This window comes from Pseudomonas arabinosi (assembly GCF_047758675.1).
Classification (GTDB): Bacteria; Pseudomonadota; Gammaproteobacteria; order Pseudomonadales; family Pseudomonadaceae; genus Aquipseudomonas; species Aquipseudomonas arabinosi.
This window is the reverse complement of the sequence record NZ_CP180480.1, coordinates 318409-344601: the sequence shown is the minus strand read 5'-3', so window position 1 is coordinate 344601 and position 26193 is coordinate 318409. Positions and strand designations below refer to the sequence as shown.

Below are 26193 nucleotides of genomic sequence, written 5' to 3'. Positions count from 1 at the left end.
CATTCCGATCCGATTCACTCCAGGAGTACACCATGAGCAACTATGACGTCGTGATTCTGGGCGGAGGCCCCGGTGGTTATAACGCGGCGATCCGCGCCGGTCAGTTGGGCCTCAGAGCGGTTTGCGTCGAAGGACGCGCCACGCTCGGCGGCACCTGCCTGAACGTCGGTTGCATGCCATCAAAAGCGCTGCTGCACGCCTCCGAACTCTACGACGCCGCCATGGGCGCGGAATTCGCCAACCTGGGGATTGACGTCAAACCCACGCTTAACCTCGCGCAGATGATGAAACAAAAGGATGAAAGCGTTGCCGGGTTGACCAAGGGCATCGAGTTTCTGTTTCGTAAAAACAAAGTCCATTGGGTCAAGGGCTGGGGCCACATCGACGGGCCCGGCAAAGTCACGGTGACCGACAGCCAGGGCGAAAAGACCGAACTGAACACCAAGAACATCATCATAGCCACCGGTTCCGAGCCCACTCCCCTGCCCGGTTTGGACATCGACAACAAACGCATCCTCGATTCGACAGGCGCGCTGTCACTGACTGAAGTGCCCAAGCATCTGGTGGTGATTGGCGCTGGAGTGATCGGTCTCGAGCTGGGTTCGGTGTGGCGGCGTTTGGGCGCGCAGGTGACGGTGATCGAGTTTCTCGACCGGATCTGCCCCGGTGTGGATGGTGAAGCCGGCAAAACCCTGCAACGTTCGTTGAGTAAACAGGGCATCAACTTCAAATTGAGTTCCAAAGTTACCAGCGCCACAACCTCGGCGACCGGCGTTCAGCTCAGCGTCGAACCCGCCGCCGGTGGTGCGGCCGAAACGATTGAAGCGGATTACGTGCTGGTGTCCATCGGACGCCGGCCTTACACCCAAGGCCTGGGGCTGGAAAACGTCGGCCTCGCCACGGATAAGCGCGGCATGCTTGCCAACAAAGGCCATCGCACTGAAGCGGCTGGCATCTGGGTGATTGGCGACGTCACGTCCGGGCCGATGCTCGCCCACAAGGCCGAAGACGAGGCCATGGTCTGCATCGAGCAGATTGTCGGCAAGGCGGCCGAGGTCAACTACGACCTGATCCCCAACGTGATCTACACCAAACCCGAACTGGCCAGCGTCGGCAAGACCGAAGAGCAGCTCAAGGCCGAAGGTCGCGCCTACAAGGTTGGCAAATTCCCCTTCACCGCTAACAGCCGGGCAAAGATCAATCACGAGACCGAAGGCTTCGCCAAAGTGCTGGCCGATGAGTGCACCGACGAGATTCTCGGTGTGCACCTTGTGGGACCAAGCGTCAGTGAAATGATTGGCGAATATTGCGTGGCCATGGAGTTCAGCGCTTCCGCCGAAGACATCGCCCTGACCTGCCATCCACACCCGACCCGCTCCGAGGCTTTGCGTCAGGCGGCGATGAATGTGGAGGGGATGGCGACGCAGATGTAATGGTGTCGCCCCTGATCGTTCCCACACTCTGCGTGGGAATGCCTCAACGGACGCTTCGCGTTCGGCTCTGGATGGGACGCGGAGCGTCCCGGGCTGCATTCCCACGCAGAGCGTGGGTACGATCTTAGTTCGCCGGTAAATGCTCCAGCGGCAATGCCCCCGGTGTCTTCACCGTATGAATCGCAAAGTTGCTGCGGATGTCGCTTACACCCGGCAACTTCAACAAACGCCCCGTGAGAAATCGGTCATAGGCGCGCAGGTCCGGTACCACTACTTGCAGCAGAAAATCCGATTCCCCTGACACCAGAAAAGCCGAAATCACCTCGGGTAACGCAGTCACGGCCAGGCGAAAGGATTCGGCCTGCTCATCGTTATGCCGCTCAACCTTGACCCCGACAAACACCGTCAGCCCAAGCCCTACTTCGTCGCGATCCAGATTGGCCTGGTAACCGCGTATCACCCCGGCGTCTTCGAGCATCCGTACCCGGCGCAAACAAGGCGAGGCGGACAGACCGATCTCGTCAGCCAGTTGCACGTTGCTCAGGCGACCGTCCCGTTGCAGCGCTGCGAGAATCTTGCGGTCGTAGGCGTCGAGTTTCATGGTTTGGCAGATCCTGATGGTTTTCCCGCAATTGAGTGGCAGGTTATGCCAACCGGAAGCATTTTAGAAGCGAACTACGCAACCACCTGCCCTGCCCTTCAGCCCTAGACTGGCCGTACCGAATCGACAACGAATGGGGTGCAACGTGGCAGGACTCTGGGTGTTTTTCATGGCGCTGGCGGTGGTCTATCTGTTGCCGGGCCCGGACATGATCCTGCTGTTGCAGACCGGCGCCCGCCAGGGCAAAGGCGCGGCGCTGGCGACGGCGGTGGGTCTGGGTGTTGCCCGGGGATGCCATGTGGCGTTGGCAGCGTTGGGGTTGGCGGCACTGTTCAAGGCTGCGCCCTGGACGTTCGACGTGGTACGCCTGGCCGGGGCCACGTATCTGCTATGGATCGGCATTCAATGCCTGCGAACCACCATGCTGCCGAACTTGAACGGAGCAGACGCCACCACCGAGAAACCTCGTTGGCGCGCAGCGATCCAGCGCGGTTTGCTGACCAACCTGCTCAACCCCAAGGCGTTGCTGTTCTGCTCGGTGCTGCTGCCCCAGTTCATCGATCCACACGCCGGGCCGGTGCTCGCGCAATTTGCGACCCTGGGCGTGGTGTTGGTTGGCGTGGGGTTGTTGTTCGACAGCGCTTACGCACTGACCGGCGCAGCGCTGGGCCGTTGGCTGCAACGCAGTCCTTCGGCCCAGCGCCTGCAGCAGTGGCTGTTTGGCAGTCTGCTGATCGGCTTCGCCGTGCGGCTGACCTTTGTGCAACAGGCTTGAGCCTTACCGCGTTTTGCGGCGGCGATTGATCAGCAACAACGCCGCTGCCGTGACCGCTATCACACCGCCAATCTGCAACGGTGTTTTGTAGGGCCGCAGCTGCGAGCGCGCGGCGTCGGAGACCTGGGTCACATAGCGCTTGTCGGCGCTCTGAAAGTCCGGATCCTGGCATTGATGACCAAAATCGCCGGCCCAGACCACATATGGACCTTCCTCGACATACCGACGGTAGAACGCGCTTTGCTCTTGCAGGCTGGTGCCCCACGACGAAGCCTTGCACAGCACCGAAGCAAACGCCTGACTGCTGTGGGGCAGATGATCCGCGGCCTTGCTTGCCAGCGCCGTGGCGACAAAACGGTAGTGGAAACGCTCATCAGGCTTCGCCACCGTGGCGTGCTGGCGCTGCACTTCACCCTCGGCGATTAGCGGTCCGACCTTGAGTTCTGCACTTTCGAGACTGTAATTGCCGCCGAAGGTGGCGTAATCCGGGGACAGCTCATAGCCCAACAACTCCATTCCGTCGAAACGCGCCAGTGTCGCGGCATGGTAGTAAGCGAATGCCCGTTTGGTCGGCCACCATTTGGATTCGGCGTCGTGACGCAACTGCCCGTACCAAGTGGCCTTATGTTGCAACTCGACGTTGTCGAAGTACGCCGGCGCCTCGTCATACCGCTCTTCGCGCAGCAAACGCCGCCCGAGCAAATTGCGCAGTTTCGCCGCCACCGGCAACTGCACATAGTTATCGCGATCCTGCTGAGTCAGAGGGGGCGGCGCCGGCACTTGAGTGTCGACGTATTGCTTGAGCTCATCGACGGTCAACACCCGCTCGGCGACCGTGGCGGCGTCGAACCAGTAGATATCTTTGCTGCGATAAAGCTGATCGAACGCTTGCAGATAATCCCCGCGTTGCAACGCCAGGATCGCGCTTTCACCCTCCACCCGGCACTTGGGCTGAAGCGTTTCGAAGTCCCAGTCTGGCGTGCGCCGCTCACCCCACGACTCATTCTGCGGGAAGGCTTGCGCAGCCTTGGCATACGCAGCAGCAGCCGCGTTTTTATCGCCATCGCGCACGGCCAGTTTGGCCCGCAGCCACCACGCCAGTCCGCCATCACCGGCGTGTTCGAGGAACGCCTTGGCGCTGGCGTAATCACCCTGTTGATAATTCACTGCCGCCAGACGATCCGCGTTGTCGAGACTACCGCGGGTGCTGTTTTGCAGCAGTTTGATCAGTTTCAATTCGTTCGGCGGTTGATCGCCGAATGACCAGCCGAGTCGGCTGATCAACGACGCCGTCACCAGTTGCTGCACCGGTTTGCCCTTGAGCAACACGGCCAGTTGATCGTCAGGCATCGCCGCGAGGTCGGCTACCAACAGTTTCAGCGAGGTGTAACCCACCGCCGAACCCTGAAGGTTTTGCGCGGCGTAGAGTTCGATGGCGCGGTTCCAGTCGCCGGCGGTGCGGGCCACGCGAGCCTCTTCACCGAGGCTGGCGACGCCCAGTTCCAGTGGATCGCTGAAACCGTCGATGCTTAGCTGACGGGTTTGCTCGAAAGCCTTTCGAGACTGGGCCAGCAGGTCAGGGCCAGCGTCCGCTTCGGAGCTCATGGCAAACAGCGCCCGGCCTAACGAGTAAGCCGCCCAAGTGCTGCGCAACGCCCGTTGATCCGCCGGCAATGCCAGCACCTTCTGGAAGTACTCGGCTGCCAGTCCATGATCACCGGCATTGAATGCCACAGCGCCGGCCAGATAGAGCTTGAGCTCAGCCGGCAGGTTCGCGCCCTGACTCTCGACTTCATGCGCATCAGTCAGGCTGCGTAACTGTTTCACCAGCCCCTGCTGCTCAGCCGTCAAACCGGATTGTTCAGCCTGATCCCGCTGTTCCGCGTAGTCGGGGGCATCCATGTTATAGGCGGTTTCGGCGACGTTCTTCAGCCCGGCGACCGCATGCCCGAGGCGACTGATTTCAAATCTGAAGTTACCTTCCGGCAGTTCCGCCAGCGACTGGCCGCGGTTGTCCAGCAGACGCATCGGAAAGTCCGGCCCACAGGCCAGCGCCGAACCCAGTGGCAGACTGAGGCTCAGGCAAAGCAGATGGCGGGGCCAGTTACGGGTCAACATTCGAACCTCCTTGATCAATATGTGCGCAACGAGCCCAACCCACGGCGCGTTGCCCGCCGGCCGGTATTCGACCGTCGCGCAGGCGGGTGAAGGTAAGCAGATCCGGGCGCTGTTGCAACGCATAACCGGCCAGTGCATCGGCACCGTCACAACCCTGCACCGCGAGTGTCAGGCGTTCGGGCCAGGCGCTGTCGAGGTTGCCCTGATTGCTGAGGCTGATGTCATAGAGGTCGTTTTGCACCGAGAGTTTCAGCGCCAGGCGACTGTCGAGTGCATCGCCACGCGCCACGGCGCTCAAGGTTGTCAGACTCCAGGCCCGACGGTCGCTGGCCAGCGGCAGACGAAACCAGATCAGGCCCGCCAGATGCGCCGGTGGATCGTTGCGCAACTCGCTCCCGAGCCGGCTCAGTTGCTGCGGATCGGCGAGCAATTCCCGGCGTTTGCCGCCCCGTTCGATCGGCACTTCGCTTTCCACTACCGGCGCACCGCCGTCTCCCGGCAACAACGCCACACCATAGGCCGGCAGCGCCAGATAGAAGGGTTTCGAAGTGATGCGGCTCCAGGCCTTGGTCCATTGTCGGGCCTGATCCGGGTCGAACAAACCAAGACGCGGATCGCTCACCGCGTGCACCTGCAACACGCTGCTATCGACTGTGGATAACAACGCCGGTAATTCTGGACTGTCGAGCCAGGCCGGCAATGCGGTGATGCTCAGCGCAATAGAGGCCGGCAAAACTGCGCGCAAGTGCGTAAGAAATTCGCGGTAGGCCAGTAGCCGAGCATTACCGGCATCGTGGTCGATTTCCACGCCGGAGAGATTCAACCCCTGCCCTTGCCAATCGCCGAGCAGCTGCTGGATCTGCGCGGTGACTTCGTCGCGATCCAGCGACTTGAGTTGGCCGTCGAGACGAACTACCGCGATCAGCGGCCGACCATCACGCTTGAGCAGTGCCGGATCAATCCGCGCCCGGCTCCACCCCGCCTCAGGGAATGCCTGCAAAACCAGCACCCGCAGGGTGGAAAAGTCAGCGCGGCTGTCCCTCAGCGCCGCTTCGTGGGCCGGTGTCCATTGCCGTTGCCAGACGTAGAGTTGCTGATCGAGCGGTGGCGCGTCCTGTCGTTCGCAACCGCTGAGCAACGCCACCGCGACAATCAACGCCGACAGACGAGCAAAAAAATACATACCGAATCTGATCCCTTATCGCAGCGGTCAGGAGCTGCGTTCGGCAGATGCTACAGGTCGAGGACCAAAGGCTGCGACCCCTGCGCCGGAATCGCACAACAAATCAGCACGTGTCCGTCGTCCGGCACTTCGGCGGGCGGCTGTGGATAACTCACCTGGCCGCTGATCAGGCGAGTCTTGCAGGTCCCGCAGGAACCACCGCGGCAGCTGAATTCCGGGCGCAACCCACGGCTTTCCGCCAACTCCAGCAAACTGCCACCGTCGGGTTGCCAGCGGGCCTCTTTAGCCGAGCGCTGAAACACCACCGGCACCGAGGTCGTAGCAGCGGGCGGTTGCTCGATAACCACCGCATCGGGGTCCGGCACCCGGCGCAAGGTCGAGGGGCCGAAGGTTTCGGCGTGAATCCTTGCATCACGGATGTCCAGTTCCCGCAGGCCGTCGTACAGCCCTTGGGTAAAACTGCCCGGACCGCAGAGGACAAAATCCAGCTGATCGTAGTCCTCCACTTCAAGGAGGGTTTTGAGCAGCGCGGTGTCGATCCGCCCCGTCAGGTCGAAATCCTCACCCTCCAAGGCCCCGGCTTCCGGCTGACTCACCAGACGCAGCACCCTGACCGCATCACCTGCGCCATCGAGCAAGCGATCCAGCTCAGGACGAAACACTTGATCGGCCAGCGTGCGCGAACTCTGGAACAACCAGGTCGGCCGAATGCGGCGAGTGCGCAGGCCTTGGTAAACCACTTCGCGCAGCATCGACAGCAGCGGCGTGATGCCGACACCGGCAGCCAACAACACCAGCGGCCGACGTTCATTGGGCGCCACGGTGAAATGCCCTTGAGGCGCACGGGCCTCCAACAGATCACCGACGCGCACCTGTTCATGCAGGTGCGAAGACACCAAACCTTCACGCTTCACACTGATGCGGAAAAAATCATCGGACGGCGCACTCGACAGGCTGTAAGTGCGGATATGCACCTCGCCGGCAATGTTGAACCGCAGCGGCAAATGCTGCCCGGCCTGAAACACTGGCAACCCCGCGCCATCGGCAGGCTCCAGATAGATCGAGCGGATGTTGTGGCTTTCCTCTTTGATGCGCGCCACCCGCAGCGGCCGCCAACGATCGCCCAAGGCCTGGGCTTGCAGACGGGCGTTGGCCTGCTCCCAGGTGCCGGTTAGCAAACTGGTGGGCGACACACCGTCGAAGCGCCAGCGCAGAGCAAGCGCGGCGGGCCGACGCACCACACTTTCCACCTCGACTGTCCACAAGCGCTCAGCCCCTTGAAACTCCTCGACCAGTGGGCCTTCAAGAATGACTTCGGCACGACCGCTGAGGTGCAGCAGGTCTCCCGAATTGAAATCGATAAACAGCAAACCGGCCCGGGGATTGAGCAGCAGGTTGCCCAAGGTGTTGAAAAACAGGTTGCCGGCGAAATCCGGAATGGTCAGGCGATTGCCTTCTACTTGTACGAAACCGGCCTGGCCGCCGCGGTGAGAAACGTCCACCGAACGTTGTCCATCAACGTCCACGTAACTGGCGACAAAGAACGTATCGGCTCCCGCGATCAGGGCGTTGGCCGCCTCATCCAGCCCGTTGAGGTGTTGCGCGAGGCGAGTCGACGGATCCGCCAACGGCACCGAGCGAAACTGGCGCAATTGGATGTATTGCGGGCAATTGCCGAAGGATTGTTCCACCGCCACATCGAAGCCGCTTGCCGTGATCGCGCCGACTCGCCCATTGAGGCGGTTGCGGCGACGGGTGTGCAGTTCGATCCCCAGCAGGCCGATCGCCGCGCGCTCCGTCAATTGCGCCGGATCATCAGCGCCCGGCAGGCTGCTAAATTGCAGCGCACCCGGTGTGGGCGAGTGAGCGAAACCCGGTGGCCCTTCAAGAATACTGGCCCAGGGATTACCGTCGGCATCCACCGCGCCGTACAGCATGAACGGCAGTTGCTCATAGAACGTGCGGTGCTGATCCGGCATCTCGCTGCGAATCACCTTACGACCGAGCACCTCCATTCGTTCGGCAATGCCCACATGAGCCTGCAATTGTTTCTCACCGGCGTGCCAGGGTGAACGGTCCACAACGACTTCTCCCCTGCGCCCTCGGCGCAGTGTGAACGACCCGAGAGTGTCGGGCCGTAAGCATCAGGCAGTTTTTTGCAGACCGGCAATGGTGCGCGGCATGCCGACAAACCCTGGCAACGCTTCGACCCGCGCCAACCAGGCGCGGATGTTGGCGTAGTCCTCAAGGGACACGTTGCCTTCTGGCGCATGGGCGATGTAGCTGTAGGCCGAAACGTCGGCAATGGTTGGCTCGGCGCCAGCCAGATACGGCGTTGTTGCCAGTTCCTGATCGATCACTTTGAGCACAGTGTGGGAGTAAGCGATCACCTCTTCAGCGTTGTAAGCCGCCCCAAACACCGTGATCAGCCTCGCTCTGGCGGGGCCAAAGGCGATCGGCCCAGCAGCAATCGACAACCAGCGCTGAACCTTGGCTGCCCCGACCGGATCGGCTGGCAGCCAACGGCCGTTGCCATATTTTTGCGCCAGATAAACCAGAATCGCGTTGGAGTCGGCCAGCACCACGCCTTGATCATCGATGACCGGAACCTGACCAAAAGCGTTGAGCGCGAGGAAGTCCGGCTGTTTGTGCGCGCCCTTCGGCAAGTCGACAAAGATCAGCTCAGTCGGCAGATGCAACAGGGACAGCATCAGCTCTACACGGTGAGCGTGGCCGGAACGTGGGAAGTTGTAGAGTTTGATCGCTTGCATGGTCGACTCCGCTGGGTGGTGGCGCTGTTGAACAGTGTTCAGCACCGATGGGGCGCTATCTTCCACCCGCCACCAAAACAACAGAATAACCAGCCAACGCAATCCATTATTTCACCCAGTGAAATAAATCATCACCCCTGCAAGGACGGGTGCTCACGCAGCGCGCTCACCGCAAAATCCACAAAACTGCGAATCCGCGCAGGGGCTTTGCGCCCGCCCTGATAGACCACATGGATAGGCAAGGGTGGAAGTTCGAAGTCCGCCAGAACGATTTCCAGCTCACCGGACGCGACTTTGCTCGCGACCTGATAAGACAGAACCCGGGTCAGCCCCAAACCCAGGCACGCCGCCGTAATAGCTGCCTGATTGGCAGTCACCACCAGGCGCGGCGCTGGGCGAACACTCAGCGACTCTCCTCCTTCGAGGAACGGCCAGGTTCTCGACTGACCGATAGAGGACGTCGCAATAACCGGTGCCTGAGCCAGATCCTGAGGATGTAAAGGTCGACCATAGGCCGCCAGGAATTCCGGCGAGCCGCAAATCACCCGCCGAACCTCACCCACGCGAATCGCGTGCTGATTGCTGTCGGGCAACTCACCGATCCGCACGGCGACATCGATGCCCTCCTCGACCATGCTGACCACTCGATCGACCAGCAACCCATTGATGCTGACCTCAGGAAATTGCGTCAGATAATTCACCATCACGGGCGTGACAAACAGCTCACCGAACAACACCGGCGCAGTAATCGTCAATTGCCCACGCGGTTGGGCATGGCTGCCCGCCGCCGAGTCCTCGGCTTCCTGCACCTCGGCGAGAATCCTCCGACAGTCTTCCAGGTAACGCTGACCCGCCTCGCTCAAATGCACGCTGCGGGTAGTGCGCGTCAGCAGCACCGTGCCGATGCGTTTCTCCAGCGCCGCCACGGCGCGAGTGACGCTGGCGGCCGACAAGCCCAGACGCCGCGCCGCCGCCGAGAAGCCTTGGTCTTGGGCGACAGCAGCGAAGACCTGCATTTCCTGGAATCGGTCCATGGGCGTGTCCTCAATTCAGATAAAAAAAATCGCAACCGTAGGCTGCGATTTTTAATGCTTCCATCACCTGTGGATAACTTATTCCACCGTCACCGACTTCGCCAGATTTCGCGGCTGGTCAACGTCGGTGCCTTTCAATACGGCAACGTAATACGAGAGCAACTGCAGCGGAATGGTGTAGAGGATCGGCGACAGGATGTCGTGGATATGTGGCATTTGCACAACGTGCGTGCCTTCGCCATTGGTCATGCCGGCCTGCTCGTCTGCAAAGACGATCAGCTCGCCGCCACGGGCACGGACTTCCTGGAGGTTGGATTTCAACTTCTCCAGCAGTTCGTTGTTCGGTGCCACGGTGACCACTGGCATGTCGTTATCCACAAGCGCCAACGGGCCGTGTTTCAGCTCGCCGGCCGGATAGGCTTCGGCGTGGATGTAGGAGATTTCCTTGAGCTTGAGCGCCCCTTCCATTGCCACCGGGAATTGCGCGCCACGACCGAGGAACAGGGTGTGGTTTTTCTCGGCGAACAGTTCGGCGATTTTTTCGACGGTGCCGTCCATGGCCAGGGCTTCGCCGAGGCGGGTCGGCAGGCGACGCAGCTCTTCAACCAATGTGGCTTCGACGCCTTTGGCCAACGTGCCGTGAACCTGGCCCAAGGACAGGGTCAGCAACAGCAGACCGACCAACTGAGTGGTAAAGGCTTTGGTCGAGGCCACGCCGATTTCGCGACCGGCCTGGGTCAGCAGAGTCAGATCGGATTCACGCACCAAGGAGCTGATGCCGACGTTGCAAATCGCCAGGCTGGCGAGGTAACCCAACTCCTTGGCGTTGCGCAGGGCTGCCAGGGTGTCGGCGGTTTCGCCGGACTGGGAGATGGTCACGAATAGCGTGTCGGCCTGCACCACTACCTTGCGGTAGCGGAACTCGCTGGCGACTTCGACCTGGCACGGGATACCGGCCAGTTCTTCGAGCCAGTAACGGGCAACCATGCCGGCGTGGTAACTGGTGCCGCACGCGACGATCTGCACGTTACGCACTTTGGCGAACAGCTCGGCAGCTTGTGGACCGAACGCTTGCACCAGCACTTGATTCTGGCTAATACGACCTTCCAGAGTGCGCTGCACCACAGCCGGTTGCTCGTGAATTTCCTTGAGCATGAAGTGGCGGAATTTGCCCTTGTCGGCGGCTTCGGCACCATCGCGGTACTGCACCGACTCACGTTCGACGACTTGGCCGCTAACGTCCCAGATCTGCACGCTGTCACGGCGAATTTCGGCGATATCGCCTTCTTCCAGGTACATGAAGCGGTCAGTGACCTGGCGCAGGGCCAGTTGATCGGAAGCCAGGAAGTTTTCACCCATGCCCAAACCGATGACCAGCGGGCTGCCGCTGCGGGCCGCGACCAGACGATCCGGTTGCTGAGCGCTGATGACCGCCAAACCGTATGCACCGTGCAGCTCTTTGACCGTAGCCTTCAGGGCCACGGTCAGATCAGGCAGATCCTTGAGTTTGTGGTTCAACAGGTGAGCAATGACTTCGGTGTCGGTGTCCGAGGTGAACACGTAACCCAAGGCTTTCAGTTGCTCGCGCAGGGCTTCGTGGTTCTCGATGATGCCGTTGTGCACCACCGCCAGATCACCGGAGAAATGCGGGTGAGCGTTGCGCTCGCACGGCGCACCGTGAGTGGCCCAGCGGGTGTGGGCGATACCCAGGCGGCCGACCAGCGGTTCTTCGGCCAGCGCCAGTTCTAATTCACTGACCTTGCCCGGGCGACGCAGGCGCTCAAGCTGTTGGTCATTGGTGTAGACCGCTACACCTGCACTGTCATAGCCACGGTATTCCAGGCGCTTCAGGCCTTCGAGCAGGATGGCGGTGATATTACGTTCTGCGACTGCGCCGACAATTCCACACATGTTATTTCTCCTGACTGACAGCCGCGAGGATCAAGTTGATTCCGCGGGCCTGAATCTGATCCCGTGCCTCGAGCGGCAGGCGATCATCGGTAATAAGGGTATGGACGCTGCTCCAGGGCAGCTCCAGGTTGGGGATCTTGCGGCCGATCTTGTCGGCCTCCACCATGACAACCACTTCCCGGGCGACTTCAGCCATGACTCGGCTCAGCCCCAGCAGCTCGTTGAAGGTGGTGGTACCGCGAACCAGGTCGATGCCATCGGCACCGATGAACAACTGGTCGAAATCGTAAGAGCGTAGGACCTGCTCGGCCACCTGCCCCTGAAAGGACTCGGAATGCGGGTCCCAGGTGCCGCCGGTCATCAACAGCACAGGCTCATGTTCAAGTTCGCTCAAGGCATTGGCAACATGCAGGGAGTTGGTCATCACGACCAGGCCCGGCTGCTGGCCGAGTTCCGGAATCATCGCCGCCGTAGTGCTGCCACTGTCGATGATGATCCGCGCATGCTCGCGAATCCGCGTAACGGCGGCGCGGGCGATAGCCTGCTTGTATTTGGACACCGGCTGACCAAGGTCGGCCACCAGTTCTTGAGGCAGGGTGATCGCTCCGCCATAACGGCGCAGCAGCAAACCATTGGTCTCAAGCGCCGCAAGATCCTTGCGGATCGTGACTTCCGACGTTTCGAAGCGCTTGGCCAGCTCATCCACACTGACTTCGCCCTGCTCATTGAGCAAGGCGAGGATGTTGTGACGGCGTTGAGGTGTGTTGCGTTTCGACATGGCTTGTAAGTTTCGATTCGAAAGATAACGGAAGCAATCAAAACCTATTGTCGAAACTTCGTCAAGCGTGGGGCGATAAAAAGACCTGTGGATAACCAAAAAAGATCGCAGCCTGCGGCCGCTCACAAATGGGTTTTTTGTTCACCCTGTAGGAGCTGCCGCAGGCTGCGATCTTTTGATCTTCAAGATCTGTGGATAACTCAGCTCTTCTTTATTTTCTCAGGCCGCTTCCAGCCATCGATATTCTTCTGCCGCGCACGACCCACAGCCAACTGCGCGTTATCCACATTCTGCGTAATGGTCGAACCCGCCGCCGTAGTTGCACCGGAAGAGATATCCACAGGCGCAACCAACGAGTTGTTGGAACCTATGAACACATCTTCACCCAGCACGGTTTTCCACTTATTGGCACCGTCGTAGTTGCAGGTGATGGTGCCCGCGCCGATGTTGGTACGTGCGCCGATCTCGGCATCCCCCAGATAGGTCAGATGACCGGCCTTGGCGCCCTCGCCCAAGTGAGCGTTTTTCAACTCAACAAAGTTACCCACATGGGCGCGTGCTTCGAGCACCGTGCCCGGGCGTAAACGAGCGAACGGGCCGGCATCGCTGCCTTCGCCGAGAATCGCGCCTTCGATGTGGCTGTTGGCCTTGATCACCACACCTTTGCGCAGGGTGCTGTCCTTGATCACGCAGTTCGGGCCGATCACCACGTCGTCCTCGATAACGACCTTGCCTTCGAGGATCACGTTGATGTCGATCAGCACGTCGCGGCCGACGGTAATTTCACCGCGCACATCAAAACGAGCCGGGTCACGCAGGGTCACGCCCTGGGCCATCAACCGACGACCAGCGCGCAGCTGATAGTGGCGCTCAAGCTCGGAAAGCTGCTTGCGGTCGTTAGCGCCCTGCACTTCCATGGCGTCATGCGGTTGCTCGGTGGCCACCACCAGACCGTCGCTGACTGCCATTGCGATCACGTCGGTCAGGTAGTACTCGCCTTGGGCGTTGTTGTTCGAAAGACGGCTCATCCAGCCAGCCAATTGCGCGAACGGCAGCGCCAGAATGCCGGTGTTGCCTTCAGTAATCGCTCGTTCAGCTTCGTTGGCGTCTTTCTGCTCGATGATGGCGGTGACTTGGCCATCGGCGTTGCGGACGATACGGCCATAGCCGGTTGGGTCGTCCAGTTCTACAGTCAGCAAACCCAGTTGCTGCGGCGCTACTTGCTTGAGCAGACGCTGCAGGGTCTCGACTTCGATCAATGGCACGTCACCATAAAGAATCAGGACGGTGTCGGACTCAATGAAAGGCACCGCTTGAGCAACGGCGTGGCCAGTCCCAAGCTGCTTGTCCTGCAAGACGAAATTCAGATCATCAGCCGCCAGACGCTCGCGCACTGCATCGGCGCCATGGCCTATCACTACGTGGATGCGCTGTGGATCAAGTTGCCGGGCGCTGTGGATAACATGGCCGAGCATCGAGTTGCCGGCAATCGGATGCAGAACTTTCGGCAATGCCGAACGCATGCGAGTGCCTTGACCAGCAGCGAGGATAACGATTTCTAAAGACATGACTGGCTACCAATCCTGGGAGGTCAGCGGCTGCGACCAGGTTTTGAGTATCTAAAAAGAAAAAAGGGTAGCCGAGGCTACCCTTTTTAATCAATCGCACAACAAGCGGTGGCCTATTAGTGGCCGAACTTCTTGCGGATCTGCTGGACGGTGCGCAGCTGAGCTGTCGCCTCGGCCAGACGTGCGGCGGCAGAACCGTAATCGAATTCTGCGCCACGGTCATGCAAGGCCTTCTCGGCAGCCTTAACGGCTTCCTGAGCGGAGGCTTCGTCCAGGTCGGCAGCACGTTGCACAGTGTCGGCAAGTACCTTGACCATGTTCGGCTGAACCTCGAGGAAACCGCCGGAGATGTAATACACCTCCTCTTCCCCGCCCTGCTTGATCAGGCGGATCGGGCCCGGCTTGAGATTAGTGATCAGCGGCGCGTGACCCAGGGCGATACCAAGATCACCCAGTGCACCGTGCGCAACCACCATCTCGACCAGGCCGGAGAAGATTTCCCCTTCCGCGCTGACGATATCGCAATGGACTGTCATAGCCATCTGATTGCCTCAACCTAAATTAGCGCCCGTTGCCGGGCGCCGGGATTACAGTTTCTTGGCTTTCTCGATCGCTTCTTCGATGCCGCCGACCATGTAGAACGCTTGTTCTGGCAGGTGGTCGTAGTCACCGTTGAGGATGCCTTTGAAGCCAGCAATGGTGTCTTTCAGGGAAACGTATTTACCCGAAGCACCGGTGAAGACTTCAGCCACGAAGAACGGCTGCGACAAGAAACGCTGGATCTTACGAGCACGGTTTACCAACTGCTTGTCGGTTTCCGACAGCTCGTCCATACCCAGGATCGCAATGATGTCCTTCAGTTCTTTGTAACGTTGCAGAACATACTGTACGCCGCGAGCGGTGTCGTAGTGGTCCTGGCCGATTACGTTCGGGTCCAGCTGGCGCGAAGTCGAGTCGAGTGGATCGACCGCTGGGTAGATACCCAGGGAAGCGATGTCACGGGACAGAACGACGGTGGCGTCCAAGTGGGCGAAAGTGGTCGCTGGCGACGGGTCAGTCAAGTCATCCGCAGGTACGTATACCGCTTGGATCGAAGTGATCGAACCGTTTTTGGTCGAAGTGATACGCTCTTGCAGAGTACCCATCTCTTCGGCCAGGGTCGGCTGGTAACCTACTGCGGAAGGCATACGGCCCAGCAGTGCGGATACTTCAGTACCGGCCAGGGTGTAACGATAGATGTTGTCGACGAACAGCAGAACGTCGTTACCTTCGTCACGGAACTTCTCGGCCATGGTCAGGCCGGTCAGTGCTACGCGCAGACGGTTACCCGGCGGCTCGTTCATCTGACCGTAAACCAGTGCCACTTTGTCCAGAACGTTGGAATCCTTCATCTCGTGGTAGAAGTCGTTACCCTCACGAGTACGCTCACCCACACCGGCGAACACGGAATAACCGCTGTGCTCGATGGCGATGTTACGGATCAGTTCCATCATGTTTACGGTTTTGCCTACACCGGCACCACCGAACAGACCGACTTTACCACCCTTGGCGAACGGGCAAACCAGGTCGATAACCTTGATGCCGGTTTCCAGCAGGTCGTTGCCGCCAGCTTGTTCAGCGAAGGTTGGCGCAGGACGGTGAATGCCCCAGCGCTCTTCGGTGTCAATCGGGCCAGCTTCGTCGATCGGGTTGCCCAGTACGTCCATGATCCGGCCCAGGGTCGCTTTACCGACCGGTACGGAGATGGCTGCGCCGGAGTCCTTGACTTCCAGACCGCGCTTCAAGCCTTCGGTGGAACCCATCGCAATGGTACGAACCACGCCGTCGCCCAGCTGTTGCTGAACTTCGAGAGTAGTCCCGGCCGCGCTTTGTACCAACAGCGCGTTGTAGATGCTCGGTACGCTGTCGCGTGGAAATTCCACGTCGATAACGGCGCCGATGATTTGAACGATACGTCCGCTACTCATAGCTGGATCCTCTGAATATTTGAACCGTTAAACCGCGGCAGCGCCGCCGACGATTTCCGAGATCTCTTGGGTGATCGCAGCCTGACGCGCCTTGTTGTAGACCAGCTGCAAATCGCTGATCAAATCACCGGCGTTGTCGGTAGCGTTCTTCATCGCGATCATCCGCGCAGCTTGTTCAGCCGCGTTGTTCTCGACCACCGCCTGGTAGACCTGCGACTCAACGTAGCGGACCATCAAGCCGTCAAGCAGCTCTTTGGCATCCGGTTCGTAGAGATAGTCCCAGTGGTGCTTGAGCGATTGATCCGCGGTTGCCTCCAGTGGAATCAACTGCTCCACAGTAGGCTGTTGCGTCATGGTGTTGATGAACTTGTTGGATACCACGGACAGGCGATCAATACGGCCGTCCAGGTAGGCATCCAGCATCACCTTGACGCTGCCAATCAGATCATTGATCGACGGCTCTTCACCCAGGTGGCTGATAGCTGCAACGACGTTACCGCCGAAGTTGCGGAAGAAAGCCGCACCCTTGCTACCAACAACACACAGATCGATCTCGACGCCGTTTTCGCGGTTTACCGCCATGTCCTTGACCAGGGCCTTGAACAGGTTGGTGTTCAAGCCACCACACAGACCACGGTCACTGCTCACTACGACATAACCGACGCGCTTGATTTCACGCTCGATCATGAAGGGGTGGCGATATTCCGGGTTGGCGTTGGCCAAATGACCAATAACCTGGCGGATGCGCTCCGCGTAAGGACGGCTAGCAGCCATGCGCATTTGTGCCTTGCGCATTTTACTGACCGCCACTTTTTCCATGGCGCTGGTAATCTTTTGCGTGCTTTTGATGCTCGCAATCTTACTGCGAATCTCTTTTGCGCCTGCCATGTAACACCTATCAGGTTAGCAAGCGGGAGCCTTGCGGCTCCCGCTGCGGCTTACCAGGTTTGGGTGGCCTTGAACTTCTCGATACCGGCTTTCATGCCAGCGTCGATTTCGTCATTGAAGTCACCCTTCACGTTGATCTTCGCCATCAAATCGGCGTGATCGCGGTTGAAGAAAGCAATCAGCGCTTGTTCGAAGCTGCCGATCTTGGCGATTTCAACGTCAGTCAGGAACCCACGCTCAGCGGCATACAGCGACAGCGCCATGTCAGCGATCGACATTGGTGCGTATTGCTTCTGCTTCATCAGCTCGGTAACGCGCTGACCATGCTCAAGTTGCTTACGGGTCGCTTCGTCCAGGTCAGAAGCGAACTGGGCGAATGCCGCCAGTTCACGGTACTGAGCCAGAGCGGTACGGATACCACCGGAGAGCTTCTTGATGATCTTGGTCTGAGCGGCACCACCCACACGGGATACCGAAACACCGGCGTTCACAGCAGGACGGATCCCGGAGTTGAACATGGCCGATTCCAGGAAGATCTGACCGTCGGTGATGGAAATCACGTTGGTCGGAACGAACGCGGAAACGTCGCCAGCCTGGGTTTCGATGATCGGCAGTGCGGTCAGGGAACCGGTTTTGCCGGTCACTGCGCCGTTGGTGAACTTCTCTACGTACTCTTCCGAAACGCGGGATGCGCGCTCCAGCAGACGGGAGTGGAGATAGAACACGTCGCCTGGGTAAGCTTCACGGCCTGGTGGACGGCGCAGCAGCAGGGAAATCTGGCGGTAAGCCACTGCTTGCTTGGACAGATCGTCATAAACGATCAGCGCGTCTTCACCGCGGTCGCGGAAGAATTCACCCATGGTGCAACCGGAGTACGGTGCCAGGAACTGCAGTGCTGCAGATTCCGAAGCGCTCGCGGCAACGACGATGGTATTAGCCAGTGCGCCGTTTTCTTCCAGCTTGCGAACCACGTTAGCGATGGTCGATTGTTTCTGACCGATCGCTACGTAGACGCAGAAAATACCGCTGTTTTTCTGGTTGATGATCGCGTCGATCGCCAGAGCGGTTTTACCGATCTGACGGTCACCGATGATCAGCTCACGCTGGCCACGGCCGACAGGAATCATGGCATCGACAGCCTTGTAGCCAGTCTGTACAGGCTGGTCTACCGACTTACGCCAGATCACGCCTGGAGCAACTTTCTCGACCGCATCGGTCTCGGTGTTGTTCAGCGGACCTTTGCCGTCAACTGGGTTACCCAGTGCGTCGACTACGCGACCCAGCAGTTCCTTACCAACCGGAACTTCGAGGATGCGGCCAGTGCACTTGGCGCTCATGCCTTCAGCCAGAGACTGGTAGGAGCCCAATACAACAGCACCTACAGAGTCTTGCTCAAGGTTGAGAGCCATACCGAAGACGCCGCCCGGAAACTCGATCATCTCGCCGTACATTACGTCGGCCAGACCGTGAATCCGCACGATACCGTCAGATACGCTGACGACAGTGCCTTCGTTACGGGCTTGGGAGGTCACATCGAGCTTGTCGATGCGGCCCTTGATAATTTCACTTATTTCGGAAGGATTGAGTTGCTGCATTGCTCTGCTGCCCCTTCAAACTCAAGATTTCAATGCTTCGGCAAGGTTCGCGAGTTTGCCGCGAATCGAGCCATCGATTACCAGGTCGCCGGCGCGGATGATGACACCACCAATAAGGGTGGCATCCTCCGCAGCGTGCAGTCGCACTTCCCGGCCGAGCCGTGCACTGAGAACCTTGGCGAGTTTGTCTTGCTGTTCTTGGTTCAATGCAAAAGCACTGGTTACGTCCACGTCTACCGATTTCTCTTGTTCGGCCTTGTACAGGTCAAACAGAGCGGCGATCTCCGGCAAAAGCGGGAGACGGTCGTTTTCGGCAACGACGTGAATGAAATTCTGTGCCTTGGCATCGAACTTGTCGCCACACACGTCAATAAACGTGGTGGCCTTGTTTGCGCTCGTCAGTCGCGGGGCCTTGAGCACGCGCTGCATGGTGTCGTCTTGCGACACTGCTGCAGCCAGGCCGAGCATGGCTGACCAAGAGGCCAGTTGCTGGTGGGCCTGGGCGTGCTCGAAGGCTGCCTTAGCGTAAGGTCGGGCCAACGTGGTCAATTCTGCCATGATCGCCCTCGCTTAAATTTCAGCAGCCAGTTTGTTTACCAGCTCCGCGTGCGCGTTTTGATCGATTGTGGCACCCAGGATCTTCTCGGCGCCGCCAACGGCCAGAGCACCCAATTGGGCACGCAGCGCGTCTTTGACACTGTTCAGTTCCTGCTCGATCTCGGCCTGAGCCTGAACCTTCACACGGTCAGCGTCGATACGGGCTTTTTCAACAGCCTCTTCGACGATCTGGTTACCGCGTTTCTTGGCTTGCTCAATGATTTCGGCTGCCTGAGCTTTAGCTTCGCGCAGTTGTTGACCCGCTTTATCTTGGGCCAACTCCAGGTCGCGAGCTGCTCGGGCGGCAGCGTCCAGTCCATCCGCGATCTTCTTCTGACGTTCGTGCAAAGCCGCGATGACCGGAGGCCACACGAACTTCATGCAAAACAGTACAAAAATGAAGAACGCAACGGACTGGCCAATCAGGGTTGCATTAATGTTCACGCCAACACCTCGCTCGTTCGTTGCACATCAAACCAATCACTCGAAGGTTCGAGTGATTAGCCAGCGAGTTGACCAACGAATGGGTTCGCGAAGGTGAAGAACAGAGCGATACCAACACCGATCATGGTTACGGCGTCGAGCAGACCGGCAACGATGAACATTTTGACTTGCAGCATTGGAACCATCTCTGGCTGACGCGCTGCGCCTTCCAGGAACTTGCCACCCAACAGGCCGAAACCAATTGCGGTACCCAGTGCGCCCAGGCCGATCAACAGTGCAACAGCGATAGCGGTTAGACCAACTACAGTTTCCATCTTTCCTCCCGACTTTTACGTCGTATGGTTTAGGTTTTTTAGATTTTAAAGCGGTAAAACAAATCGTTTCATAGCCCTGTTCGGGCACCCACTCGTTTGACCGAGTGGGACATCAGACTAGTCGAGACTGGTCTTAATGGTTCTCTTCGTGCGCCATCGAGAGGTAAACGATGGTCAGCATCATGAAGATAAACGCCTGCAGGGTGATGATCAGGATGTGGAACACAGCCCACGCCCACTGCAGAACTACGCCCAGGCCGCTAAGCCAGAGCAGACCACTGCCGAACATCACAGCGATCAGAATGAAGACCAGTTCGCCGGCGTACATGTTGCCGAACAGACGCAGTGCCAGAGAGATTGGCTTGGCGATCAGTGTCACGAACTCCAGCAGGAAGTTCACCGGAATCAGCAGGGCTTGAAGAAAGATGTTCTTGCTGCCGAAAGGGTGCAGGGTCAGTTCGCCGATGAAGCCGCCGATGCCCTTGACCTTGATGCTGTAGAAAATGATCAACGCGAACACCGACAGGGCCATGCCCAGGGTAGCGTTCGGGTCAGTGGTCGATACGGCACGGAACGGAATGTGCGAATCGCCAGTAATCAGGATGGCCAGCTGAGGAATCCAGTCGACCGGGATCAGGTCGACGGCGTTCATCAGGAAGACCCAGACGAAGATGGTCAGTGCCAGCGGTGCAATCACTGGGCTACGGCCATGGAAGCTGTCTTTCACGCTGCCATCGACGAATTCGACCAATACTTCAACGAAGTTCTGCAAAGCACCAGGCTGACCGGAAGTCGCCTTCTTTGCCGCCATGCGGAAAAGAAGAACGAAGATCAGACCCAACGCGACCGACCAGCCGAGAGTATCGACGTGGAAAGCCCAGAAGCCCATTTCTTTGGCTTCTGCTGCGGTGTGGGCAAAACCCCACCCGCCAGTTGGGTGCTGACCGAAGGTCAGGTTCTGCAAGTGGTGCTGGATATAGCCCGAAGCGGTTGTCTCTGCCATGGTTGCCTCAAACGCCCTAAGGTCTCGAAAGTCTTGTTCTCATCAGCAGGGGCGCGAACCAGCTGACCAGTTGGGTCAACACGAAGACGCCGAATACAGCTAGCGGCGCCAATGGCTTCACACCTGCAAACGTCAATGCAAAGAGCACTGCCGTCAAAATTAGTTTGCCCGCCTCGCCGGCATAAAATGACCGGACGATGGCTTGAGCTGCTCGGGCGCCGGAAAACCGAAATGCCCTGTGAGCGAAATAAACATTGGGTAGCAAGGCTATCAGGCCTCCGCAGAGTCCTGAGTACCCGGCTACGACTCCATGCCAGTACCAGAGCGCCAAAGCGGCCAGTACCAAAACGACAAATTGAGCCAGTAAGACCGGAAAAACTGCCAGGCGATGGAACGGCAAGCGGTTTGGCGTGCGGCTCTCCATCGTTTTTGCTCCCCAATGATCGGCTGCCAGAATTCAATAACTTGGCATAATTTGTGCCGACAAAATGCGCGCAGAGTATAGGGGCGGTTCTGCCCCTATTCAACTGTCAGGTAGTGATTTCCGACTGCTCGCTACATGAGGAAATGTTTCAGCGGATGTGCGCAAGTACACCTTGAAGCTCATCCAGGGAGTTGTAACCGATTACCAACTGCCCTTTCCCCTTTTTCCCGTGGCGAATCTGCACCGCAGAGCCTAGGCGCTCAGCCAGACGCTGTTCGAGTCGAGCGATATCCGGGTCCGGCTTTACCGGTTCAGCAGGTTCCTGTTTACCACTCAACCACTGGCGAACCAGCGCTTCAGTCTGGCGTACAGTCAGCCCCCGTGCGACAACGTGTCGCGCCCCTTCAACCTGTTGATTTTCCGGTAACCCGAGCAAAGCACGGGCATGACCCATTTCCAGGTCGCCGTGGGACAGCATGGTTTTGATGACTTCCGGCAACGCGATCAAGCGTAGCAGGTTGGCCACGGTCACGCGGGATTTGCCCACGGCTTCGGCCACTTGTTGCTGCGTCAGCTGGAATTCCTGCTGCAAACGCTGCAAAGCCACCGCTTCTTCGATCGGGTTGAGGTCTTCACGCTGAATGTTCTCGATCAGCGCCATGGCGATCGCGGTTTCATCCGGCACATCGCGAACCATCGCCGGGATGGTTTCCTGACCGGCCTGCTGGCTGGCGCGCCAGCGGCGTTCACCGGCGATGATTTCGAAGCGACCGCTGCCGATCGGACGAACCACGATCGGCTGCATCACGCCCTGAGCCTTGATCGACTGCGCCAGCTCTTCCAGCGCCTGAGGATCCATGTCCCGGCGCGGCTGGTACTTGCCGCGCTGGATCAGGTCCAGGGGCAGGTGCTGCAGCTCACGCTGATCAGCCTGCACCGCCTGTTCTTCCAGCGAGCTGACAGTCGGACCACTCAGCAGTGCATCCAGTCCACGTCCGAGACCTCGTTTCTTGACGGCCATGGGGATTCCTTAGGTTGCCTGAACAGCGGCAGTGCGTGAGTTTTTGCGTTGACGACGAACCATCTCGCCGGCCAATGCCAGATAGGCAATGGCGCCCCGCGATGATTTGTCGTACGCCAGCGCCGGCATGCCATAGCTTGGTGCTTCAGCCAGGCGGATGTTGCGCGGAATCACCGTGTCGTAGAGCTGCTCGCCGAAGTGTTCCTTGAGCTGCGCCGAAACATCGTTCATCAGGCTCAGGCGCGGGTCATACATGGTCCGCAACAGGCCTTCGATTTTCAGGTTCGGGTTCAGCAACTCAGCGATGCGCTTGATGTTATCCACAAGGTCGCTCAAGCCTTCGAGCGCGAAGTACTCGCACTGCATGGGGATAATCACCCCATCAGCGGCGACCAAAGCGTTCAGCGTGAGCATCGACAACGACGGCGGGCAGTCGATCAAAATGTAATCGTAGTTTTCACGGATCGGCGCCAACGCACTGCGCAGGCGGCTTTCCTTCATCTGCATTTCCAGCAGAACCACTTCGGCCGCGGTCAGGTCGCGGTTGGCCGGCAGCAGTTGGTAACCACCGTGCTCGGAATAGTGCATGGCCTGGGCCAGATCGCATTCGCCGATCAGCAGGTCGTAGACCGAGTTTTCCAGGCCGTGTTTATCCACACCGCTACCCATGGTGGCGTTGCCCTGTGGATCGAGATCGATCAACAGCACCCGGCGCTTGGTAGCGACCAGGGAAGCTGCGAGGTTGATACAGGTGGTGGTCTTGCCCACACCACCCTTTTGGTTCGCTATCGCGAATACCTTAGCCATTCTTGCTTGTGTTCCCAATCATGCCGTGCGGCGCAGTATCAGCAGATGGCGTTGGCCTTGGCAACCGGGTACGGCCAGGGCGTGTTCGCTATCGAGGTGGAAGTCTGCCGGCAATGCTACCAGCTCATCGGCGGGATGAACGCCCTTCATTGCCAGCCAACGTGTTTCGGTGTCGCCGAGGTGTCGAGTCCAGTTGCTGAAGTTCTCCATGCTGCTGAACGCCCGGGAAATGATCCCGTTGAATGGCTGATCAGGCTGAAAAGCTTCGACGCGACTGTGGATAACTTGCAGGTTATCCAGTTTGAGTTCGAGTTTGACCTGGGTCAGGAAGCGGGTCTTCTTGCCGTTGCTGTCCAGGCAGGTCACTTGGGACTCTGGAAACAGGATGGCCAACGGAATACCCGGCATGCCGCCACCGCTGCCGACGTCCAGCCAGCGGCCGTTTTCGACGAACGACATCACGCTCAAACTATCGAGCAAGTGACGGGAAACCATTTCATCCGGATCGCGTACGGCAGTCAGGTTGTAAGCCTTGTTCCATTTTATCAACAGGGCCAGATAACCCAGCAGCTGAGCATGCTGGGTTTCTGTCAACGTGACACCGAGCTGGCGAGCACCTGTGGATAACTCTTCTGCGTGTTGCGAGGTGACCAACGAACTCAAGCGCTTTGCTCCAACTGACGGCCCGCGCCGCGTTTTTTCAAATGAATCATCAACAGCGAAATCGCTGCCGGCGTCACACCCGGGATACGTGACGCCTGGCCCAAAGTCTCTGGACGGGTCGCACCGAGCTTGCTCTGAATCTCTTTGGAGAGACCGGAAATGTTCGTGTAATCGATATCCACAGGCAGTTTTGTGTCTTCGCTGGCCCGCAGCCGTGCGATTTCATCCTGCTGGCGATCGATGTAACCGGCGTATTTGGTCTTGATTTCGACCTGCTCGGCGACTTGTGGATCTTCTGCGCCGCCACCGGTTACGGCGATCAGACCAGCGTAGTCGATTTCCGGACGGCTCAGCAGGTTGAGCAAGTTGTATTCGTGGGTCAGCGGCGTGCCGAACTTTTCGGAAATCGCATCACCTTGCTCAGTGCCCGGGCGAACCCAGGTACTTTTCAGACGTTGCTCTTCCAGCGTAATACTTTCGCGTTTGGTGCAGAACGCAGCCCAACGCGCGTCATCCACCAGACCCAGTTCGCGACCTTTTTCGGTCAAGCGCAGGTCGGCGTTGTCTTCGCGCAGGATCAGGCGGTACTCGGCGCGGGACGTGAACATCCGATACGGTTCCTGGGTACCCAGGGTAATCAGGTCATCGACCAACACCCCGATGTACGCCTCGTCGCGACGCGGGCACCAGGCGTCTTTGCCCTGAGCACGCAATGCGGCGTTGGCCCCGGCCAGCAAACCCTGGGCGCCGGCTTCTTCGTAACCGGTGGTGCCGTTGATTTGCCCGGCGAAGAACAGACCGGCGATAACTTTGGTTTCCAGGTTGTATTTCAGGTCACGCGGGTCGAAGTAGTCGTATTCGATGGCGTAACCCGGACGAACGATGTGCGCATTTTCCATGCCGCGAATCGATTGCACGATTTGCAGTTGCACGTCGAATGGCAGAGATGTGGATATCCCGTTCGGGTACAGCTCGTTGGTCGTCAGGCCTTCCGGTTCGATGAAGACCTGATGGCTTTCCTTGTCGGCAAAGCGATGGATCTTGTCTTCGATCGACGGGCAGTAACGCGGGCCGATACCTTCGATCACACCGGCATCGGAATACATCGGCGACCGATCCAGGTTGGCGGCAATGATTTCGTGGGTACGGGCGTTGGTGTGGGTAATCCAGCAGCTGACCTGTTTCGGATGCTGCTCTTTGGAACCCATGAACGACATCACCGGGATCGGTGTATCGCCTGCTTGCTCGGTCATCACCGAGAAATCCACCGTACGACCGTCGATACGCGGTGGCGTGCCTGTTTTCAGGCGACCAACGCGTAATGGCAATTCACGCAGACGGTGAGCCAGCGCAATCGACGGCGGATCACCGGCACGGCCACCGGAAAAATTCTGCATTCCGATGTGGATAAGTCCACCGAGGAAGGTGCCAGTGGTCAACACCACGGAATCCGCGAAGAAACGCAGGCCCATTTGGGTGACAACACCGCGCACTTGTTCCTGCTCGACGATCAGATCGTCGGCGGCCTGTTGAAATATCCACAGGTTCGGCTGGTTTTCGAGGATTTCGCGGACAGCGGCCTTGTACAGAACCCGATCAGCCTGAGCGCGGGTTGCCCGCACGGCCGGGCCTTTGCGGCTGTTCAATACGCGAAATTGAATACCACCTTTGTCGGTAGCCATGGCCATCGCGCCGCCGAGGGCATCGATTTCCTTGACCAGATGGCTTTTGCCGATCCCACCGATAGCGGGGTTGCAACTCATGGCACCGAGGGTTTCCACGTTATGCGTCAGCAACAGGGTTTTTGCACCCATACGTGCTGAGGCCAGTGCTGCCTCGGTACCGGCATGACCGCCGCCGATGACGATCACTTCAAAACGGGAAGGGAAATCCACCACGCACCTCGTGCCTGCTTCAGTTAGGTAATCAGGAATAGTTTGAGCTCAGGTTTTTGGACCTGGTCGGCAAGTATAGGGACTTCGCCCTTCCTAAAGAACCCTTTGCACAAAATTTAACCAGCTGTGGAGAAGTCGCGGTTATAGAAATTAAAAAGAAAGAAATTTATTAAATCTTTGTTTTTATGTTTATTTCTACTGAGGCACATTTCTGTGGATAGATCTCTACAGGCCTTTATATTCAATATGTACAGAGATTCAAAACCCTGTGGTCATGTGCCAAGGAGGCCCTTGGATAACCGGTTTAAGCCTGTGGATGAAATGGATGCTTATCCACAGGGGCGGATATCTTCAGTTTTGAGGCCCTGTTATCAACTGCCCTTAGAGGCAGTTATTCACAGGG

General features: G+C 58.6%; 24 protein-coding genes. 2 read left to right on the top strand and 22 right to left on the bottom strand.

Going from position 1 to position 26193, the window contains the following annotated elements; all coding sequences use genetic code 11:
• Nucleotides 1-32 precede the first annotated feature (32 nt).
• Complete coding sequence (gene lpdA, locus ACMXYJ_RS01510; RefSeq protein ID WP_415758543.1) at nt 33-1433, top strand: dihydrolipoyl dehydrogenase; 1401 nt, start codon at nt 33-35, stop codon at nt 1431-1433.
• A 124-nt stretch (nt 1434-1557) separates the two neighbouring features.
• Here lpdA and ACMXYJ_RS01505 read toward each other — a convergent pair whose 3' ends face one another.
• Nucleotides 1558-2034, bottom strand: a complete 477-nt coding sequence (locus ACMXYJ_RS01505) for an Lrp/AsnC family transcriptional regulator (protein ID WP_415758542.1) — start codon at nt 2032-2034, stop codon at nt 1558-1560.
• A 145-nt stretch (nt 2035-2179) separates the two neighbouring features.
• Here ACMXYJ_RS01505 and ACMXYJ_RS01500 point away from each other — a divergent pair, with 145 nt between their 5' ends.
• Nucleotides 2180-2809, top strand: a complete 630-nt coding sequence (locus tag ACMXYJ_RS01500; protein ID WP_415758541.1) for a LysE family translocator — start codon at nt 2180-2182, stop codon at nt 2807-2809.
• A gap of 3 nt (nt 2810-2812) precedes the next feature.
• On the opposite strand, the gene ACMXYJ_RS01495 is transcribed toward ACMXYJ_RS01500, so the two are convergent.
• The 21 genes from ACMXYJ_RS01495 to mnmG all read right to left on the bottom strand — a co-directional run bounded on the left by ACMXYJ_RS01495 (nt 2813) and on the right by mnmG (nt 25790).
• A complete protein-coding gene (locus tag ACMXYJ_RS01495) occupies nt 2813-4927 on the bottom strand; it encodes a hypothetical protein (RefSeq protein ID WP_415758540.1) in 2115 nt (704 codons plus the stop codon).
• Nucleotides 4914-6110, bottom strand: coding sequence for a DUF3142 domain-containing protein (locus tag ACMXYJ_RS01490; RefSeq protein WP_415758539.1), 1197 nt, complete (start codon nt 6108-6110; stop codon nt 4914-4916). The genes ACMXYJ_RS01495 and ACMXYJ_RS01490 overlap by 14 nt, the downstream gene beginning before the upstream one ends.
• Before the next feature lie 50 nt (nt 6111-6160).
• The gene (locus ACMXYJ_RS01485) at nt 6161-8191 is read right to left on the bottom strand and encodes a pyridoxamine 5'-phosphate oxidase family protein (RefSeq protein ID WP_415758538.1); all 2031 of its coding nucleotides are present in this window, start codon (nt 8189-8191) and stop codon (nt 6161-6163) included.
• A gap of 63 nt (nt 8192-8254) precedes the next feature.
• A complete protein-coding gene (locus ACMXYJ_RS01480; RefSeq protein WP_415758537.1) occupies nt 8255-8881 on the bottom strand; it encodes a glutathione S-transferase family protein in 627 nt (208 codons plus the stop codon).
• A gap of 131 nt (nt 8882-9012) precedes the next feature.
• Nucleotides 9013-9915 carry a LysR family transcriptional regulator gene (locus ACMXYJ_RS01475; RefSeq protein WP_415758536.1) on the bottom strand — a complete coding sequence of 301 codons (903 nt, stop codon included), beginning with the start codon at nt 9913-9915 and terminating at the stop codon, nt 9013-9015.
• 78 nt (nt 9916-9993) lie between these two features.
• Nucleotides 9994-11826: a glutamine--fructose-6-phosphate transaminase (isomerizing) gene (gene glmS / locus ACMXYJ_RS01470; protein WP_415758535.1), complete on the bottom strand. Its 1833-nt coding sequence runs from the start codon at nt 11824-11826 to the stop codon at nt 9994-9996.
• Between the two features lies 1 nt (nt 11827).
• Entirely contained in the window at nt 11828-12604 is a 777-nt protein-coding gene (locus ACMXYJ_RS01465; RefSeq protein ID WP_415758534.1) for a DeoR/GlpR family DNA-binding transcription regulator, read from the bottom strand.
• Between the two features lie 200 nt (nt 12605-12804).
• Nucleotides 12805-14172 (bottom strand): bifunctional UDP-N-acetylglucosamine diphosphorylase/glucosamine-1-phosphate N-acetyltransferase GlmU, encoded by a 1368-nt coding sequence (gene glmU / locus ACMXYJ_RS01460; RefSeq protein WP_415758533.1) that lies wholly within the window; start codon nt 14170-14172, stop codon nt 12805-12807.
• A gap of 116 nt (nt 14173-14288) precedes the next feature.
• Nucleotides 14289-14714: a F0F1 ATP synthase subunit epsilon gene (locus ACMXYJ_RS01455; RefSeq protein ID WP_033059677.1), complete on the bottom strand. Its 426-nt coding sequence runs from the start codon at nt 14712-14714 to the stop codon at nt 14289-14291.
• A gap of 45 nt (nt 14715-14759) precedes the next feature.
• Nucleotides 14760-16139: a F0F1 ATP synthase subunit beta gene (gene atpD, locus ACMXYJ_RS01450; protein ID WP_149628570.1), complete on the bottom strand. Its 1380-nt coding sequence runs from the start codon at nt 16137-16139 to the stop codon at nt 14760-14762.
• A gap of 27 nt (nt 16140-16166) precedes the next feature.
• Nucleotides 16167-17027, bottom strand: coding sequence for a F0F1 ATP synthase subunit gamma (atpG, locus tag ACMXYJ_RS01445; RefSeq protein ID WP_415758532.1), 861 nt, complete (start codon nt 17025-17027; stop codon nt 16167-16169).
• A 50-nt stretch (nt 17028-17077) separates the two neighbouring features.
• Nucleotides 17078-18622, bottom strand: coding sequence for a F0F1 ATP synthase subunit alpha (atpA, locus tag ACMXYJ_RS01440; protein ID WP_008155713.1), 1545 nt, complete (start codon nt 18620-18622; stop codon nt 17078-17080).
• A 21-nt stretch (nt 18623-18643) separates the two neighbouring features.
• Entirely contained in the window at nt 18644-19180 is a 537-nt protein-coding gene (locus ACMXYJ_RS01435; protein WP_033059683.1) for a F0F1 ATP synthase subunit delta, read from the bottom strand.
• Nucleotides 19181-19192: 12 nt separating this feature from the next.
• Entirely contained in the window at nt 19193-19663 is a 471-nt protein-coding gene (locus ACMXYJ_RS01430) for a F0F1 ATP synthase subunit B (RefSeq protein WP_008027535.1), read from the bottom strand.
• Between the two features lie 56 nt (nt 19664-19719).
• Nucleotides 19720-19977, bottom strand: coding sequence for a F0F1 ATP synthase subunit C (gene atpE / locus ACMXYJ_RS01425; RefSeq protein ID WP_002555987.1), 258 nt, complete (start codon nt 19975-19977; stop codon nt 19720-19722).
• Nucleotides 19978-20110: 133 nt separating this feature from the next.
• Nucleotides 20111-20980 (bottom strand): F0F1 ATP synthase subunit A, encoded by an 870-nt coding sequence (gene atpB / locus ACMXYJ_RS01420; protein WP_347803508.1) that lies wholly within the window; start codon nt 20978-20980, stop codon nt 20111-20113.
• Nucleotides 20981-20996: 16 nt separating this feature from the next.
• Nucleotides 20997-21404: a F0F1 ATP synthase subunit I gene (locus ACMXYJ_RS01415; RefSeq protein WP_007948092.1), complete on the bottom strand. Its 408-nt coding sequence runs from the start codon at nt 21402-21404 to the stop codon at nt 20997-20999.
• Nucleotides 21405-21552: 148 nt separating this feature from the next.
• Entirely contained in the window at nt 21553-22425 is an 873-nt protein-coding gene (locus ACMXYJ_RS01410; RefSeq protein ID WP_008027541.1) for a ParB/RepB/Spo0J family partition protein, read from the bottom strand.
• A 9-nt stretch (nt 22426-22434) separates the two neighbouring features.
• Nucleotides 22435-23232 (bottom strand): ParA family protein, encoded by a 798-nt coding sequence (locus ACMXYJ_RS01405; protein WP_415758531.1) that lies wholly within the window; start codon nt 23230-23232, stop codon nt 22435-22437.
• 18 nt (nt 23233-23250) lie between these two features.
• Nucleotides 23251-23895 (bottom strand): 16S rRNA (guanine(527)-N(7))-methyltransferase RsmG, encoded by a 645-nt coding sequence (gene rsmG / locus ACMXYJ_RS01400; RefSeq protein WP_033059687.1) that lies wholly within the window; start codon nt 23893-23895, stop codon nt 23251-23253.
• On the bottom strand, nt 23892-25790 hold the full coding sequence (mnmG, locus tag ACMXYJ_RS01395) for a tRNA uridine-5-carboxymethylaminomethyl(34) synthesis enzyme MnmG (protein WP_415758530.1): 1899 nt from the start codon (nt 25788-25790) through the stop codon (nt 23892-23894). The genes rsmG and mnmG overlap by 4 nt, the downstream gene beginning before the upstream one ends.
• Between the last annotated feature and the right edge of the window lie 403 nt (nt 25791-26193).